This is a genomic window from Christensenella hongkongensis, from assembly GCF_000981035.1.
GTDB classification, from domain to species: Bacteria; Bacillota; Clostridia; order Christensenellales; family Christensenellaceae; genus Christensenella; species Christensenella hongkongensis.
In genome coordinates this window covers 243,629-260,379 of sequence record NZ_LAYJ01000112.1, presented here as the reverse complement: position 1 = coordinate 260,379, position 16,751 = coordinate 243,629, and the positions used below count along the sequence as shown (strand labels likewise).

Genomic DNA, 16,751 nt, shown 5'->3' with positions numbered 1-16,751 from the left:
TTCAGGGAGGTTTTTCAAATGGGATTTGCAGAAAACATACGGGCTGTCAGGAAGCAAAAGGGCATTTCGCAGGAAAAACTGGCGGAATTATCGGGCGTGAGCAGGCAAGCTGTGTCAAAATGGGAACAGGGAACCGGTTTTCCGGAGGTTGAAAAAATACTGTTTCTGTCAAAAAAGCTGGATATTTCTTTGGACGCGTTGATGTCGGAGCGTCCCATTGACCTTACGGAAGTGCAGCAGAATCAAAACATGCCAAATGGCGCCGGCAGCATATTGATATCCTCTTTTGACGGGAAATCATTGGTCAACTGCTATAAGATTTTATCTTCCAACCGGTTCAGAACCAGGCAGGGCGAGCCAAAATATGCCTTGTTTGGTATTGACGGCAATTCCTTCTGGGGTGAGCATTCAACCGTATTGGGCTGGTATGACCATGAAGAAAACATCAAAAAGGAAATTAGGGGTATCCAGTCCGCACTCAAAAACGGCGACGCTTCGTACGACTTAAAATATGCGGTCAAAGTCAAAAGGCACTGGGGCAACATAAAAATTGACGAGTGATGGGGCGCCCTGTAACGATCGTTTGTCCTGCAAGATCACAAACCATCTCAAAAAACAAAAAGCCCTGAGCTTTCAGGGCTTTTCCTTTTGTTTAATAAGTTTTGTTGGTCATCATGCTTTTTACGGTCACACCCTTGAGATTCCCAAGCCGTCCGGTGATTGCGCCGAGCTGTTCGTTGTTCACCTCTACCACCAATGAAATCACATAAATGCCTTTCTCCCGGTTGGGTACGCCCATGCGCGCATGTATCAGCTCCGAATATTCCGAAAGGATCGCATTGACCTGCGCGACGCTTTCCCTGTTTTCTTCTATGATGATCGCAATAATCCCAATCCTGTTCATATTGTTTTACGCCACCGGCTCTCCTTCCAATGTAACGATTGCCTGTTGCAGCTGCGTATCCGTCTCGGCAGTCAGCGCCGTAACGTCTACAGGAATATCGACAGGCACATCCGGCGTGATACCATCGCCATTAATCAGCTTTCCTGCCGGAGTATAATAAACCGCGCTCGTAAGCTTCACGCCGCCGCCGGAATAGTACGGCATATCGAACACCGCCTGCACAACGCCCTTTCCATAGGTCTGCGAACCCACCACTTTACCACGGCCCCTGTCCTGCACAGCTCCCGCGAAAATTTCCGCGGCGCTTGCGCTGTTCCCGTCCACCAGGACAACCAGCGGCAGGTCGTAATACTCGCCGTCCACTGTGGATTCGTCCTTGTTTCCGTTTTTATCCATTGCGTATGTAACGACGCCCTCCGGAATGATCTCATCGAGCATACTGACCGCGTCCTTCACGCTGCCGTCCATATTCCCGCGAACATCGATGATCATGCCTGTCGCCCCGTTATCTTTCACAAACTGGAGCGCTTTCTGGAATTCCTCCACGCACTTGCCGTTGAATTCAGAAATAATAATCCAGGCCGTCTGGTCGTCGAGCATGGTATAGGTAACACACTGCGCGTTCACATCTGCGCGCACAGCCTCCACATCACGCGGCGCTTCCGCGCCTGTCTTCACCGTCACTGTTACGGACGATCCGCTCGGCCCCCTTAGCAGGTTGAGCGAGCTTTCGTAATCAAGGCTTTTGATATCCGTACCGTTGACTGCGGTGATTACGTCGTTTTCCTTAATCCCCGCTGTTTCAGCCGGCCCCGCGGCATAAACACGCTCCACCTTCAGTTGCCCGGTTCCCATATAAGGCCCCGCAGTAATACCGATGCCCTGTAAATCCGCCTCATTCTGCTGATTGTATTCCTTATATTCATCCGCCGAATAATAAACGGAATACGGATCGCCCAGAGCTTCCACCATACCCTTGAGCGTACCGTTCACAAGCTGGTTTTCATCCACGCTCTGGTAGTAATTCTCTCCGATAATTTTTTCCAGATCGCTGATTTCCATGTACTTTTTGATATCCTGGTAATCGAGCTCGTTTCCCTTCATCTGGGACGTTTGGTAAAAATATACAAACAATCCTGTGACAAAGCTTGCCGTTATTGCGATTGCCGCGCAAAGCACAAATACTTTCTTTTTATCCAAATACTTTACCCCTCCGAATCGGAATGATTAAAACTTCAAAACATCCGTTTCACTTTTACGCCACAAAATAGCGCCTGTAAAACGCTGCTATTCCATACATCGCTTAAAAATATTACAAAGTTATTACAACTAATTATTATAACATATCATAGCAAAAATGCAAGTAATCCCCATTACAAAGGCAAATCTACGGTTCAGCTTTCTTTTTGAAGCCATTTTGCAAGCGCGCAAAGATCGCCCCGATAGACCTCTTTGAGCGAAGGATTGTAAATAATGCTCGCAGGATGATACAACGCAAACAAATGGTACTGCCTTGCGTTCACCATTACCTTTTCCGGCCTGCCGTGCCAGGCTCCTATCGTCGCCGCAGGATCGTTCCTCACCGCGCGAAGGGGCGTATTTCCAAGCGTTACGATCATACGCGGCGCGATCTCGCCAATCTCCCTGTGCAAAAAATCCTGCGCCTGCAAAACCTCCTGCTTCGTAGGCGGGCGGTTGGATACCGTGCCCTTTGCGCTCACCTTAAACGGCCTGAATTTGCATACATTGGTAATGTAAATCTGTTCGCGTCGCAGTCCCAATACATCCAGAAATTCATTTAAATTTTTTCCTGCCTTGCCCACGAACGGTTTTTTTTGTTCTACCTCGTCCCTGCCCGGCGCTTCCCCAATCAAAAGCAGCGACGCTTTCGCGTCGCCGTCTCCAAATACAAGCTCCGTCCCCGGATAAAATGCTGTTATCTCTTGATACAGTTTACTGAGCGACATTCCATTCCTCCAGTTTTTTCTTCAGTTCCTGAAAATCTTTTTTTGCGTCCTCCGCATAATCCGGATTATGCAAAAGCGCAGCCGGATGGAACGTTGGCATGATATAGAAATTTTTTACCTTTGTACACACGCCGTGCTCTTTCATCATTTTCACATCGCGTCCAAGAATCACTCCTGCCGCAATCCTTCCAAGACATACGATCACCTTTGGCTTTACAAAAGCAACCTGCGCGCGCAGATAGCCAATACACGCCGCACGCTCATCCTCCTGCGGATCACGATTGTTCGGCGGACGGCATTTGACTACGTTTGCAATATACACATCCGCGCGTTGCAGACCGATTCCGGCAAGCATCTGATCCAGCAGCTTTCCTGCCGGGCCCACGAACGGCCTGCCCTGTTCGTCCTCCCGCGCTCCGGGCCCTTCCCCAATAAACATAACGTCCGCATGGAGATTTCCTTCGCCAAACACGACGTTCCTGCGCTGCTGCGATAAACGGCAGGCCGTACAGCCCATCACCGTTTCATATAGCGTTTTAATCGAATCATACATAACCGCACCTCACACGCGCGCCCTCCGCTTATAAGGAGGTCCTTCCCTCAAGCGCCTTTGCAAGCGTGATTTCATCCGCATATTCCAGCTCGGCGCCAATCGGTATGCCATGCGCGATACGCGATACCTTCACGTCAAAACCGGCGAGAAGCCTGCTGATGTAAGCCGCGGTCGCCTCGCCCTGTACGTCGGGGTTTGTCGCAAGGATGATTTCCTTCACCTCGTCCGTCAGCCTTCCAATCAACGGTTTGATTGCGATATCATCCGGCCCGACGCCCTCTAGCGGGGAGATCGTTCCTCCAAGGACATGGTAAAGCCCGCGGTATTCATGCGTTTTTTCGATCGCAAATACATCGCGCGCATCCTTCACCACGCAAATAACCGACCTGTCGCGCCGCGTATCCTCGCACACGTCGCAGATATCGCTTTCGCACAAGTTGCCGCATATTTTGCAGTATTTCACCTTGCGCCGCGCATCATACATATCCACAGCAAACTGCTTTACTTCCGCCTCCGGCATTTTGAGCACGTAATACGCAAGCCTTTGCGCGGTTTTTGCACCGATGCCCGGCAGCTTACAAAACTGTGCAACCAGCTTTGAATAAGACTGTAAATTCATAACCTGTTACAGCAAACCTCCAAGATTCATGCCGCCGGTGATTTTCCCCATCTCCGTCTGCATCATTTCGTCCGCCTTTGCAAGCGCCTCGTTCACCGCAGCGATTACGAGGTCCTGCAGCATTTCCACATCGTCCGGATCGACGACTTCTTCTTTGATTTCAATGCTCTTCACGAGTTTTTTCCCGCTCGCAACGACACGTACCATGCCGCCGCCGGCGGTCGCTTCTACTTCGCGTTCCTCTATTTCGGCCTGCATCTGCTGCATTTTTGCCTGCATCTGCTGCGCCTGCCTCATCATATTCTGCATATTCATTCCGCCCGGGAATCCACCTTTTGCCATGTTTCATTTCCTCCAAAAGTTTTCTTATTATTTTATTACAACTTTGTCTTTCCCAAAAAGGTCAAACAGCTGTTGTTCCATACTTTTTTCTTCCTTGGCCTCTTCCTTGCCGTACAAAACCTCAATAACCATCGCTTTCCCGAATATGTCTTTTGTGATCTGCTGCATCTGCGTGTGGTAATCCTCTTTTTTGAACATATCCACCAGCACCGAATCTGCTGCATCTGCAACAAGGTCCAGCATATTTCCATGCGGGTGCAGCGTCTTTACCGCTCCTGCCGCCGGGGCAAGCACAGGTATTTCCCTGCCCACCATTTCGCGGAACTTCACAAGCGCCTCGCCGCTGTCCGGCAATTCCTGCGCCTGTTCCTCTCTTTTCTGCGCTGCATCTTTTTCGGCCTGTTCCGTTTGTTCTTCGGCCTCTACCGCTTCTATCGCCGCGCCTTCCTTCTTCTCCTGCACCGGAACATTGATTTCCTGCTGCGCCGCCACGGGAGCCGGTTTCGCCGCCGGGGGTTCCGCAGCCTGGGCCGCCTTACCCGCGCTCATGGAGAAATTCCCCTGCGCGATCCCTGCCGCGAGCTTTTCCACACGGGCTTCGAGCTTTTTTATACGCAGCTCCATATCTTTTGTTTCCACGTCCGTCGTATTCGTCGCCGCGCGCGCTACCGCTGCAATCAGCACCGCGTCCGGCGTGGTTGCGTAACGCAATATATTCTGGTTATAGATAAACACTTCCAGCACGCGCAAAAGATTTGCACACCGGTATGCCTCGTCCGCCTCCTGGGCAAGCCGCAGCGAAAGCTCTACCACGATATCCCTTAAAATATTGTGCGGTTCAATACCCGATTGCAGCATCCCGTTCAGCTTTCCAAGCGCCGCGCCCGCATTTTCTTCCAGCACCGCATCACACAGTTCTTTTGTCTTGAGGCTGTCTGCAATACCCATTGCTTCGTTCACGTGCTCCAGCGTAAGTGTATCCCTGCCGGAAACGCACTGGTCCATCACGGAAAGCGCATCCCTCATAGCGCCCTCGGCGGATTGCGCGATCATTCTGAGCGCTTCTTCTTCATAGGTAACGCCCGTCTTTTCTGCTACCTCGCGCAGGCGGGCAACGATATCCTCATCCGATATCCGTTTGAAATCGTAACGCTGGCAACGGGAGAGTATGGTTGCCGGCAGTTTGCGTATCTCCGTTGTCGCAAGGATAAACACCGCGTGCGGCGGCGGCTCCTCCAACGTTTTCAAAAGGGCGTTGAATGCTCCGGGCGACAGCATATGCACTTCGTCTATGATATAAATCTTGAATTTGCCGAGTGCAGGCAAAAGCGACACCTTTTCCCGGATATCGCGCACATTGTCAACGCTGTTGTTTGACGCTGCGTCGATCTCAACGATATCCACAAACGCGTCATTACGAAAACTCTTGCACACCTCGCACTCCCCGCATGGATTACCATCCTGCGGATTCAGGCAGCTCATCGCGTTTGCCAGTATCTTTGCCGTACTCGTCTTTCCCGTTCCCCGCGGCCCATAAAACAAATAGGCGTGCGTGGTCTGCCCCGTAGTAACCTGCTTTTTGAGAATATCCGTAATATGCTGCTGTCCGTACACTTCGTCAAAGGTCTTTGGACGAAACACGCGGTACAAAGTTTTATATGCCATAAAATAAAAGCTCCCTATCCATCCTGTTTGTCGCTATCTTATTGCGCCACTCTTCGTTTCTTTTCCTCAAGGTATGCCTCAAAGGTTTTTAAATCCCTGCTCACAATCAGCTCCCGCGGAAATTCAAGCTCGCGAAGCGCCTCAATCGCCGCATCAAAACCGCCGATATTATAACAGGAATGGGCGTCTGAAGACACTGTGATGCGTACGCCCTTTTGTTTGCACTGCCTGATGTATTCCCTGCAATATTTGGGACTTCCCTTGCGGTATTCAAAGGAATGGCTGTTGATCTCCAATAGTTTATCATACTTTTTGGCAGTATCCACCACTTCCTCGATATTGACCGGAAAATGCGGATTCCCCGGATGCCCGATCACATCGATGTATTTATTTCTGAGCGCATTTGTCATGGCTGCCGTGTTTTCCTCCACACTTCCCTGCGGGATCGTGATATCATGCAGCGACGCAATCAAAAACTGCTGTTTCTTCAAATACCCTTCGGCAAGGTCAACGTGTCCCTCGCTGTCCAAAATGTTAAGCTCGCAGCCCCGGATCAGCCTGACTCCCTCGATCTCGTCAGGAACGCTCATCAGCACATTCAGGCTGAATGCTGGCACGATCCCCTTCATGCCTGGGCCGTGATCCGTGCAGCAAAATGCCTCCAGGCCCTTTTTAGCTGCAAAGAGGGCGTTTTCACGCAATGTGGAATAAGCGTGGCCGCTCGCAACCGTATGCGTGTGCGTATCCACCAAAAGCTTCATGTTATCCTCCTGAAATACTCTAAATCTTATCATACCGCGTTGCGGTTTGTTTCCTGTTTCCCACTGTTTTCCCTTTGCCAGAAAAACAGGTATTGCTGCGCGATCCCCGCGTATTCGCCGAACTTATCCCGCGCGAACTCATAGATCGCCTTGTCGCTGCCGACAAAGCCGTAATGCTCCCTCATAACCCGCTTGATCCAGACATCTGCCGGAAACGCGTCATAAAATCCAAGGGAAAAAAGCAACACGCAGTCAGCCACCTTTGGTCCTACTCCGGGCAGGGCCTGCAGCTCTTTTTTAGCCTCCCCGTAAGGCAACGCACGAAGAGCCTCCAAAGAAAACCCCTCCGCCACCATTTTGGCCGCTCCTTTGAGATACGGCGCGCGATAGCCGCTGCCGCATTCTTTCAAATCCCCTTCCGAAAGCCGCGCCAATGCCGCGGGCTCCGGAAAACGGTGCCACGTCTTCCCTTCAAACGTAAAAGGTTCGCCGCACAGGCGGCAAAGCCGGTCAATGATCCCCCGGATACGTTTTACATTATTATTTGCCGAAACAATAAACGTAATGAGCGTTTCAAATGGCTGCTGGTTCAATATACGCAATCCGCAGCCAAACTCCCTGCCGCTTCTGAGCGCTTCATCGCTGCAATCACAAAATAATGCGTCATAATCGCGTTCCAGATCGAAATAATGTTTCCATATCCGTTCATAGTCCTGCGTCCCGCACGGATACAGCAACACATCCTCCCCGCGCTTACTCACACGCAAAAAACGCCCGTGCGCCACGCCCTCATAACAGCCGTCCCTCTCCGCAAAACGAAACGCCTGTCCATTGTCGAAGATATGCCTTGGCTCAAAACAGGACAACCCGGAAATTACCGCAGTTCCCTTGTCAAATGTTATATTCATAGAATCAGTATACCATAAAAAGGCTTTATTTTACAGCATACAATCCAGAGCAAATTCTCATTTTATTCGTCCGCAGGCTTGTCTTTTTTCTTATTTGCAGAAAACACACCCCACAGCAGAAAGCAAAGGCCCACGATACTTAAAACAATGCCAAAGGCAATCGGCGCGTCCATACCGCAGGTTACGACAGACTGCCAATACATCCCCATTTCCGTATCCCAGCCGGGTGCAGTTGTTGCAGCAACCGCCACCCCCGCCGTAATTGCCGCCGCACCATACAGGATCGTCCCCGCAATCAGCATACCAACCCCCGCGATTACTTTTTTCATATTCTATCGTTCCCCTTTCCAGCATTTTTTCAACTATAGCACAATATCAGGGTATAAAAAAGAACACACGCACATCGCGTGTATTCTTTTTATTGAAAAATTAATGTTTACTCAGTCGGATACATACGGCAGAAGCGCCATCACTCTTGCCCGCTTGATAGCAATCGCAAGCTCTCTCTGGTGCTTTGCACACGTTCCGGAAGCGCGCCTGGGCATAATTTTACCGCGCTCCGTCAAATATTTTCTTAGCTTTACAACGTCTTTATAATCGATGCTTTCCGATTTATCTGCACAAAAAGCACAAACTTTTCTTCTCGGGCGTCTTGCGCGCATCGGTCTTCTCGCTCTTTCTTCGCTCATTTGAGAAATTCTCCTTTTCTATCAGAATCAGAAAGGCAGTTCCGCGTCGTCGAGCGGCTGGAAATCCGATAATTCCTCTGCAAACAGGTCGTCGGCATTTTGCTGCGGCTGCGGCATATTTTGTCCGGGCGCGTCTCCGCGTGTAGCTCCCGGGTTCTGCGACTTATTTGTCACAAATTCCACTTCGTCCGCAACGACCTCCGTCACATATTTCCTTACGCCGTTCTGATCGTCGTAGGTTCTGGTCTGAATCGTTCCGATCACACCGATTTTAGAGCCCTTTACAAAATACTTTGCAACAAACTCCGCTGTAGACCGCCACGCAACGCAGTTAATAAAATCTGCCTGCTGCTGGCCATCCTGCGATTTATACCTGCGCGACACCGCTACGGTAAAGCTTGTTACCGCAACGCCGCTCGAAGTCGTACGCTGTTCCGGATCTCTTGTTAAATTCCCAACCAGAATCGCTTTATTCATCTTGGAACCATCCTTTTTTTACTGTCGTTTCCGGGCAAATCGCCCGTTATCCTGCACCGGGGCAGAACACCCTTTTATTTTTCGTCTAAATTGATTACGATATAGCGGATTACATCGTCGGAAATCTTGTAATTTCTTTCGAGCTCAACCGGCAGTGTCGGTTCCGCTTCAAATGTCATCAATACATAATAGCCGTCGTTTAAATACTGGATCGGGTAGGCAAGTCTCTTTTTGCCCCATTCGTCGATCTTTTCAATCGTACCGCCATTGTTCGTTACGATATCAGAAAATCTTTTGACGAGGGCGTCTTTCTTCTCCTCTTCCATATCCGGCTTTAAAATATACATTGATTCATATTTTACCATCCGTAATTCACCTCCTTCTGGACTAATGGCCCTGCTTTTTGCCCGCAGGGCAAGGACGCTACATCAAGATATTATAGCTTAACCGCCTATCAAAAGTCAAGCGGTCGGCCCGGATTCGTTTTCGTCGTTCCCAGGCTCCGGCTCCTGTTTTTCCTGTTGCGGCGCGCCTGCCTGATGTGCTTCGGACGGCGGCTGCGGTGCTGCCGGCGGGATATTTCCCTGCGGCTGCTGCGGAATCTGGCCCTGCGGCGGGGCCTGCGGAGCTCCACCCTGCCCCATATTCTGCGGCGGGTAATACTGTCCCTGCGCTCCAAACTGCGGGTTGCTCACGGCCTGCGCTTTTTTGCGCGCATTTTTTCTTAAGGTAACGACCAGTACGATCGCAATGATCACGACCACAGCAATAATCACGCCAACCATGATATTACGCATTCCATCCGCTTTTGCCTTATCCTGCGCATACGTTGCGCCGGTGCTCGGAATATTCTCATAGGAAGCGCTCTGTACAATTTCTTTGAGGGTTGACTTTTGTTCGTCCGTTACCGGCCCGTCGTAACTAATCATCCTGATGTAGATAAATTGCCCGTTTTTCACAGTTATGTACAGTTGCTGCCATAAATCTATTTCGCCTGAAGTACCATCCACAGAACCCACCATATATGTGGTATCCCCAATTTTTTCCAAGGAATCTATATTGATATTTGCATCGTCAAATATCTGCACGCCGTTCGAAACCATATCGTCGAGTACATCCTGATCCAACTCCCCCGAGCTGTTGATGCCCGTAGCTTCCTTCATTACCTCCTCCATATCCGCCTGCGAAAGCGTATCGAGGTCGTAAACATATTCCGAAGCATTATCTTGCCAAGCAGAAATGGAATATTCGAAGCTTCCGTTTGGATCAATCGCATTAAAGTAAATCATATTGTTTTCCAAATAATCCATAAAGTAGTCCACATCAACACCAAGCTCTTCTACCCATTCCTCTACCATATCATTGGCCTCTACTCCGGTAACTGCCGTCATCAGCCCCTCCGCGCCTGGAATCGTCACCGTCATGTGAAGGTCCGGAATCTCGAACGTTTCCCCTGCCGCAAACCCGGCGGCGGCAACCCCCAGCACAAGCACGCAAATTACCACCATGCAAATTATCTTCTTCATTTTGATACCTCCGTTTTTCATTCTGCACTTTTTAAAAAAAGCTGCCGGCTGTGGGTAATCTCCCCTTTGATCCGGCAGCTTTATTTCCTATTGAAGCGAATCTTCAAGCTTCCTTATGCCAGTCTCAATCCGGCTGAGCGCCTCATGCCTGCCAAGCAAATAGGCGATTTCGATTGCTCCTCCGGGCGTTACCGGCGTACCCGACAGCGCAACGCGCAGCGGGTATAAAAGCTGTCCGTTTTTGATACCGAGTTTTTCTACGAGCGACATCATCGCGTCGTGGATAGCGCTTTGCGTAAATTCCGGCAGGTCCCTCAGTACCGGATACGCCTCCCTTAAGTACACGAGCGCGCTCTCCGGCGTAACCTTCATCTTTTTGTGGAAATAAAGGTCTATGTCATAATCCGGGAGCCTGGAGAGGAACGTAAGCTTTTCCGGAATCTCGTTGAGCACCTCAAGCCTCGGCTGGATCAGCCTTGTAATGAGCGGCAGGTCGAATTTATCCGGATCGATTGCCTGCTCGAAATATGGCATTGCCATCTTGATAAAATCCTCTTCTGAAAGGGCGCGGATATATTCCGCATTCATCCATTTGAGCTTCTCCACATCAAAAATCGCCGGGCTTTTACTGATGCCCGATACGTCAAACGCGTGCTCCAGCTCCGGCAGCGTGAAAATTTCCTGGTTGTCTGCGGGCGACCAGCCCAGCAATGCAATATAATTCAAAATCGCATGGGACAAATAGCCCTTTTCTATAAAATCCTCATAAGACGCATCGCCATGCCGTTTGGATAGCTTTGCGTGTTTATCGCGCATCACCGGCGGCAAGTGGATATATTCCGGCACATCCCAGTCCAGCGCTTCATATAAAAGGTTATATTTCGGCGTAGAGGAAAGATATTCGATTCCGCGTATTACGTGCGTAATTTTCATGAGGTGGTCGTCCACCACGTTTGCAAGATTATAGGTCGGATATCCGTCCGATTTCAGCAGGATGTTATCCTCCATATCGCTGTTGGGAACCGTCACATCCCCATAGACCATATCACTGTAGGTCGTCTGGCCTTCGGCCGGGATATTCTGGCGTATCACATAAGGCACGCCTGCGTCGAGCTTTTCCTGAATCTCTTCCGGTGTTAATTGAAGGCAGTGCTTGTCATATTTGAACTGCCGTCCGTCCTGCTCGCACTGGCTGCGCAGGCCTGCAAGGCGCTCTTTGGTGCAGAAACAATAATACGCTGCTCCGCGTTTCACAAGCTCCTGTGCGTACTTTCCATAGATGTCCTTCCGTTCGGATTGGATGTACGGGCCGTATTCCCCGCCAACATCCGGTCCTTCGTCATAAATGAGTCCCGTATCCTTGAGCGTACGGTAAATAATCTCGCTGGCTTCGTCCACCAGCCGTTCCCTGTCCGTATCCTCGATACGCAGGATAAACTTCCCGCCATTTTTCTTGGCAAACAAATATGCGTAAAGCGCCGTCCGCAACCCGCCAATGTGCAGATATCCCGTGGGGCTGGGCGCAAATCTCGTTCTTACTTCCATTCTCATCGTCCTTTCCGGAATTTATCCTGCTCTTACTTGCCTGCAAGCACCTGCTTTGCAAAGCTGTCCTTGAGACTCACGATCTGATTGAATACGAGCTTATCTGCCGTTGTATCCACCGGATCGATGCTAAAATAGCCCTGCCGCATAAACTGGAACCGGTCGCCCTTCTGTGCTGTTTTGATGTGCGGCTCCACCATCACATGGTCGAGCACGACCATAGAATTCTCGTTGGGAATCATCGTTCCGTCCTCCTGCTCAACAAAGAGGGAATCCAAAAGGCGCGCCTGCGCTTTTACCGCGGATTCCGCTTCCACCCAGTGCAGCGTACCCTTTACTTTTTTTCCGCTGTTCTCCCCGCCGGATTTCGTTGTAGGATCGTAGGTGCAGATCACTTCCGTAACATTGCCGTTTTCATCCTTTACCACACGCTCACATTTGATGATATAAGCGTTTTTGAGGCGCACCTCCCCGCCGACAAACAGGCGGAAATACTTTTTATTGGGTTTTTCCTCCATAAAGTCTTCCTGCTCGATGTACAGGTGCTTTGAGAAAGGAACCTCGTGCGTGCTCCCGCTTCCGGGCATATCCTCTGCCGTAAGCATTTCCGTTTGCCCGTCCGGGTAGTTTTCGATGGTCAGCTTAAGCGGACGCAGCACCGCCATAATGCGCGGCGCATGTGCATTCAGGTCTTCCCTTACGCAGTGCTCGAGCAGCCTTACGTCAACCTCGGATACCGCCTTTGCAACGCCGATACGCTCGCAAAAATCACGGATTGCAGCAGGTGTGTATCCCCTGCGGCGGACACCGGAAAGCGTAGGCATGCGCGGATCGTCCCAGCCGGATACAACGCCGTCGTCCACCAGCTTTTTCAGGTAACGCTTGCTCATCACCGTATTGGTCAGGTTCAGGCGTGCAAACTCGTACTGGTGCGGCACATTTTTGCATTCGCAGTTTTCAATAAACCAGTCGTAAAGGGGACGATGGTCCTCAAACTCCATGGTGCACACAGAATGCGTCACACCTTCAAACGCATCCTCCAGAGGATGCGCAAAATCGTACATGGGGTAGATTACCCACTGGTCTCCCGTTCTGTGGTGCGGCGCTTTCACAATGCGGTAAATCGCCGGATCACGCATATTGAGATTCGGCGAGGCCATATCGATCTTGGCACGAAGCACCTTTGTTCCATCTGCAAATTCGCCCGCCTTCATGCGTTCGAATAAATCCATATTCTCCTGCACGCTCCGGTTGCGGTAAGGGCTTTCTTTTCCCGGCTGCGTCAGCGTTCCACGATATTCCCGCATTTGCTCGGGTGTGAGATCGTCCACATACGCAAGGCCCTTTTCCACCAGCTTTTTGGCACATTCGTACATAAATTCAAAATAATCCGAGCCGTAGACCTCATTGTCCCACCGGAAGCCGAGCCATCCGATATCCTTTTTGATTGCCTCGATATACTCCGCATCCTCCTTCACCGGATTCGTATCGTCAAAACGCAGGTTGCACCTGCCGCCATACTCTTCGGCCAGTCCAAAATTGAGGCAGATCGCTTTTGCGTGCCCAAGGTGCAGGTATCCGTTCGGCTCAGGCGGAAAACGCGTTACTACCGTCTTCACCGCACCGTCCGCAAGGTCGCGGTCAATAATTTCTTCGATAAAGTTTTTCGATTCGTTTTCTGACATCATTGTCTCTCCAAATAATTCCAAATTATAAATAGTATTGTTATTATATCACAGTTATTTGTGATATGTCTCGTGATTTATGATCTTGAACGCGCGGAAAACCTGTTCCAAAAGAACAATGCGGAAAAGCCTGTGCGGCAGCGTCATTTTCGAAACGGAGAGCCGCATATCCGCACGCGACAGCACCTCCTGCGAAAGCCCGAGCGATCCGCCGATTACAAAGCAAAGCGTACTGTTTCCGTCCGTCATAAGCGCGTCTGTTTTCTGTGCAAATTCCTCTGATGAAAGCTGCTTCGCCGCAACGTCGCACGCGATTACAAATCCTTCGCATTTGGAAAGGATCCGCTTTCCCTCCGCTTCCTTCACCGCCAATTCCGCTTTCTCTCCCCTTACATTCGAGAGCGGTTCGTCCGGTAGTTCCTCCACTGTAATATCGCAAAAACGTCCGAGCATTTTGACATACTCGGCCTGCGCTTTCAGATAAAAATCCTCTTTCAGTTTCCCTACGCAAACAATTTTGATTTTGACCATTGTCATCCCTTTCTGAAAACCATGCTTTTTCCCAAAAGCGTGGCAGCCTATAAAAAAACTCCGGATACCCCTCCGAAGTTTTCCAAATCAACTGTTTTATTCCGGGTTCAGGTCGCCGCATAAATTCCCGTAACCCCTTCGCGCTTTGCCATCGCGACGGCCACGTGCTTTCCGATTGTCACACCGTTTTGTTGCAGGAAGCTGCACACCGTCTCATAAGCCAGTTCATAAAAATTATTCTTTTCTGATAAATGCCCGAGCAATATGCCCCTTACGCCCGCCGCAGCCAGCTGGTAAGCCGTTTTCGCCGCGTCGTCGTTGGAAAGATGCCCATGCGTGGAAAGAATTCTGCGTTTTAAATAGTAAGGATACGGACCGCATTTGAGCATCTCCACATCGTGGTTGGATTCCAGTAAAACGATGGAAGAACCCGCCACCTGCGCCAATATCTTTTCCGTCACTCTGCCAAGGTCAGTCATAATGCTGACCTTCTTGCCCCCCGCCGTTACGCTGTAACCAAACGGACGCACCGCATCGTGCGATATTTCATACGGCTGCACACACAAATCCTTTACATAAAAATCCTGCTCGTCGATGACGCGTATATTTTTGCTTTGCACCTCGCCCAGACGCTTTTCCATCTCACACCACGTCTGCTCGTTTGCGTAAACGGGAATATCGTACTTGCGCGAAATCACCCCAACGCCAGCAATGTGGTCGCTGTGTTCATGCGTAATCAAAATACCGTCAATGTCCTCCATGTGCGTATCGACCTTTTTCAGCTCGTTTGCTATTTTCGTACAGGAATACCCAGCGTCTACAAGCACCTTGGACGTTTCCGTTCCGATATAAATGCAATTTCCCTTTGATCCGCTGAACAGTGGGGATATTTTAAGCTCCATATATTGTGCCTTTCCATTACCATGTAACACATAGTATTGTATACCCTTTTGTGTTTTTTTTCAATCAAATTTATTTTTCATCCCCTTTGTCCCGAAATTACTGTTTGCTCATTGCAACCGCTCTCTTTTTCCGCTATAATAACAGTAATTTTTATAGCGATTTATCAAAAGGCTGATTACAGGCTTTTGATATAAATTGCAAATCCAAGCGATTGATCGTATGTATGGCATAACCTGCTTTACGCTGAATCGCTGTAATTGATTTGGGGTTCTTATATGGATACGGTAAACAATGTGCAGAAAACATGCAGCTGTGCGGCTGCCTCCGGGAATCAAAGCGCGGCTTCCATAAGCGATTCGCAGCGCCTTCTTTTTGCGCAGTTACTCGCGCAAAGTATGGATTCCTCGCTTGCATCCCTTGCGGATTTTTCGGAAAGCGATAGCGATAACAAGCGGAGCAACGGGGGAAGTTCTTCTTCGCTGTTGTCTTCCCTTGCAGGCCTCTTTGCAGGCGGCACGCAAACCACTGCTATTTCGGGCCCGTTTGGTAATTTCTCCACTGCCGGGCCGGTCGGCCAGACTGCGGCGCAGGCTGCCCTTACCCGCGTTGGCGATCCATATTCGCAGGCCAGGCGCGGAACTGGAAATTATGTTGACTGCAGTTCTTTTACGCAGTGGTCATACGGGCAGGCAGGCGTTACGCTTCCGGGCACGGCGGCAGAGCAGGCCCAATATTGCGCGCAAAACGGTTACACCATCGCGCGCGGGGATTTACAGGAGGGAGACCTCGTGTTTTGGAGTAAGGCGGGCTGCGACTGCGGACGATACGATGAAATCCACCATGTAGGTATTTATCTTGGGGACGGCAAAGTCGTGGAGGCGAGTTCATCAAAAGGGCAAGTCGTGGTAAACGATTTGTGGGGTGAAAACGGCGGCAAATGGCAGGTTGCCATGTATGCCCGCCCATATTAAACGGCAAATAGCAAAGAGAGGATTTCCTCTCTTTTTTTGTATTTAAATTTTGATCCTTCCAAAAAAACCGCTTGCTATTTTTCCATTTCTGGTTTATAAGTAATTATACTGACTGGTCAATCCAATTTCAAAGGGGCAAAGCCATGAATAAAACCAAGGAAGCAATCTACAACGCGTCTGTCGATGTGTTTTCGCAGTCTGGCTACACCGGCGCGGCAATGGATGAAATTGCAGTGCGGGCCGGAGTTGCCAAAGGAACTCTTTATTATCATTTCAAAAGCAAAGAGGAGCTTTTTCTGTTTGTTATGCAGGAGGGGCTTTCCTATATGATCAAGGATGCGCAGCGTGTCCTGTCGCGGCCCCTCGCCCCCGCAGAAAAGCTAAAGGCCCTGTGCCAGTCGCAGCTTAAGGTCGTCCATAAAAACGAGAACTTTATCAAGGTAATCTTAAGCCAGCTTTTCGGACAGGAGGAACGGCAGCAAATCCTGCGAAGCAAGTTAAGCGAATACACTCTGCTGATTCAGTCCTGTATTGCAGAGCTGGAAGGCGCGCCAAAAAGCCAGGCCGAAACAGATGCGGCAGTGCTCGGCTTCCTTGGCACGCTCATTTCCGCTGCGGTATACGGAGCGCTGGATCATTCTCCGCAGAAGGATATGCCGGATATCCTGATGCAAAATTACCTGCGCGGTATTCTGTAAGCAAAAA

General features: G+C 50.1%; 21 protein-coding genes. 3 read left to right on the top strand and 18 right to left on the bottom strand.

Going from position 1 to position 16,751, the window contains the following annotated elements; translation table 11 throughout:
* Positions 1-18 precede the first annotated feature (18 nt).
* Positions 19-561, top strand: a complete 543-nt coding sequence (locus CHK_RS11225) for a helix-turn-helix domain-containing protein (RefSeq protein WP_046444131.1) — start codon at positions 19-21, stop codon at positions 559-561.
* A gap of 91 nt (positions 562-652) precedes the next feature.
* Here the strand turns inward: CHK_RS11225 and CHK_RS11220 are convergent, their stop codons facing one another.
* The 18 genes from CHK_RS11220 to CHK_RS11135 form a co-directional block, all read right to left on the bottom strand.
* Positions 653-904, bottom strand: coding sequence for a TM1266 family iron-only hydrogenase system putative regulator (locus tag CHK_RS11220; protein ID WP_046444130.1), 252 nt, complete (start codon positions 902-904; stop codon positions 653-655).
* A 6-nt stretch (positions 905-910) separates the two neighbouring features.
* A complete protein-coding gene (locus CHK_RS11215; protein ID WP_046444129.1) occupies positions 911-2,104 on the bottom strand; it encodes a S41 family peptidase in 1,194 nt (397 codons plus the stop codon).
* 194 nt (positions 2,105-2,298) lie between these two features.
* Entirely contained in the window at positions 2,299-2,871 is a 573-nt protein-coding gene (locus CHK_RS11210; protein ID WP_046444128.1) for a uracil-DNA glycosylase, read from the bottom strand.
* Positions 2,858-3,424: a uracil-DNA glycosylase gene (locus tag CHK_RS11205; protein ID WP_046444127.1), complete on the bottom strand. Its 567-nt coding sequence runs from the start codon at positions 3,422-3,424 to the stop codon at positions 2,858-2,860. The genes CHK_RS11210 and CHK_RS11205 overlap by 14 nt, the downstream gene beginning before the upstream one ends.
* A gap of 28 nt (positions 3,425-3,452) precedes the next feature.
* Positions 3,453-4,043 (bottom strand): recombination mediator RecR, encoded by a 591-nt coding sequence (gene recR, locus CHK_RS11200; protein ID WP_046444126.1) that lies wholly within the window; start codon positions 4,041-4,043, stop codon positions 3,453-3,455.
* A 6-nt stretch (positions 4,044-4,049) separates the two neighbouring features.
* On the bottom strand, positions 4,050-4,385 hold the full coding sequence (locus CHK_RS11195; protein WP_046444125.1) for a YbaB/EbfC family nucleoid-associated protein: 336 nt from the start codon (positions 4,383-4,385) through the stop codon (positions 4,050-4,052).
* A gap of 27 nt (positions 4,386-4,412) precedes the next feature.
* Positions 4,413-6,050 (bottom strand): DNA polymerase III subunit gamma/tau, encoded by a 1,638-nt coding sequence (dnaX, locus tag CHK_RS15800; RefSeq protein ID WP_052740540.1) that lies wholly within the window; start codon positions 6,048-6,050, stop codon positions 4,413-4,415.
* Between the two features lie 38 nt (positions 6,051-6,088).
* Complete coding sequence (locus CHK_RS11185; protein WP_046444124.1) at positions 6,089-6,811, bottom strand: phosphatase; 723 nt, start codon at positions 6,809-6,811, stop codon at positions 6,089-6,091.
* Positions 6,812-6,840: 29 nt separating this feature from the next.
* Entirely contained in the window at positions 6,841-7,719 is an 879-nt protein-coding gene (locus CHK_RS11180; RefSeq protein ID WP_046444123.1) for a DNA-3-methyladenine glycosylase family protein, read from the bottom strand.
* A gap of 62 nt (positions 7,720-7,781) precedes the next feature.
* Complete coding sequence (locus CHK_RS11175; protein ID WP_046444122.1) at positions 7,782-8,048, bottom strand: hypothetical protein; 267 nt, start codon at positions 8,046-8,048, stop codon at positions 7,782-7,784.
* A 111-nt stretch (positions 8,049-8,159) separates the two neighbouring features.
* Positions 8,160-8,408: a 30S ribosomal protein S18 gene (rpsR, locus tag CHK_RS11170; RefSeq protein ID WP_046444121.1), complete on the bottom strand. Its 249-nt coding sequence runs from the start codon at positions 8,406-8,408 to the stop codon at positions 8,160-8,162.
* A 27-nt stretch (positions 8,409-8,435) separates the two neighbouring features.
* Entirely contained in the window at positions 8,436-8,885 is a 450-nt protein-coding gene (locus CHK_RS11165) for a single-stranded DNA-binding protein (protein ID WP_046444120.1), read from the bottom strand.
* 74 nt (positions 8,886-8,959) lie between these two features.
* Complete coding sequence (gene rpsF, locus CHK_RS11160) at positions 8,960-9,250, bottom strand: 30S ribosomal protein S6 (RefSeq protein ID WP_046444119.1); 291 nt, start codon at positions 9,248-9,250, stop codon at positions 8,960-8,962.
* Positions 9,251-9,346: 96 nt separating this feature from the next.
* The gene (locus tag CHK_RS11155; protein WP_046444118.1) at positions 9,347-10,411 is read right to left on the bottom strand and encodes a hypothetical protein; all 1,065 of its coding nucleotides are present in this window, start codon (positions 10,409-10,411) and stop codon (positions 9,347-9,349) included.
* A gap of 87 nt (positions 10,412-10,498) precedes the next feature.
* A complete protein-coding gene (gene gltX / locus CHK_RS11150) occupies positions 10,499-11,962 on the bottom strand; it encodes a glutamate--tRNA ligase (RefSeq protein ID WP_046444117.1) in 1,464 nt (487 codons plus the stop codon).
* A gap of 26 nt (positions 11,963-11,988) precedes the next feature.
* The gene (locus CHK_RS11145) at positions 11,989-13,644 is read right to left on the bottom strand and encodes a glutamine--tRNA ligase/YqeY domain fusion protein (RefSeq protein WP_046444116.1); all 1,656 of its coding nucleotides are present in this window, start codon (positions 13,642-13,644) and stop codon (positions 11,989-11,991) included.
* 51 nt (positions 13,645-13,695) lie between these two features.
* Complete coding sequence (gene rlmH / locus CHK_RS11140) at positions 13,696-14,172, bottom strand: 23S rRNA (pseudouridine(1915)-N(3))-methyltransferase RlmH (protein ID WP_046444115.1); 477 nt, start codon at positions 14,170-14,172, stop codon at positions 13,696-13,698.
* A 107-nt stretch (positions 14,173-14,279) separates the two neighbouring features.
* Entirely contained in the window at positions 14,280-15,074 is a 795-nt protein-coding gene (locus CHK_RS11135; protein WP_046444114.1) for an MBL fold metallo-hydrolase, read from the bottom strand.
* A 276-nt stretch (positions 15,075-15,350) separates the two neighbouring features.
* Here CHK_RS11135 and CHK_RS11130 point away from each other — a divergent pair, with 276 nt between their 5' ends.
* The gene (locus tag CHK_RS11130; protein WP_052740539.1) at positions 15,351-16,046 is read left to right on the top strand and encodes a C40 family peptidase; all 696 of its coding nucleotides are present in this window, start codon (positions 15,351-15,353) and stop codon (positions 16,044-16,046) included.
* Positions 16,047-16,189: 143 nt separating this feature from the next.
* Positions 16,190-16,744: a TetR/AcrR family transcriptional regulator gene (locus CHK_RS11125; RefSeq protein ID WP_046444113.1), complete on the top strand. Its 555-nt coding sequence runs from the start codon at positions 16,190-16,192 to the stop codon at positions 16,742-16,744.
* The last annotated feature ends 7 nt before the right edge of the window (positions 16,745-16,751 follow it).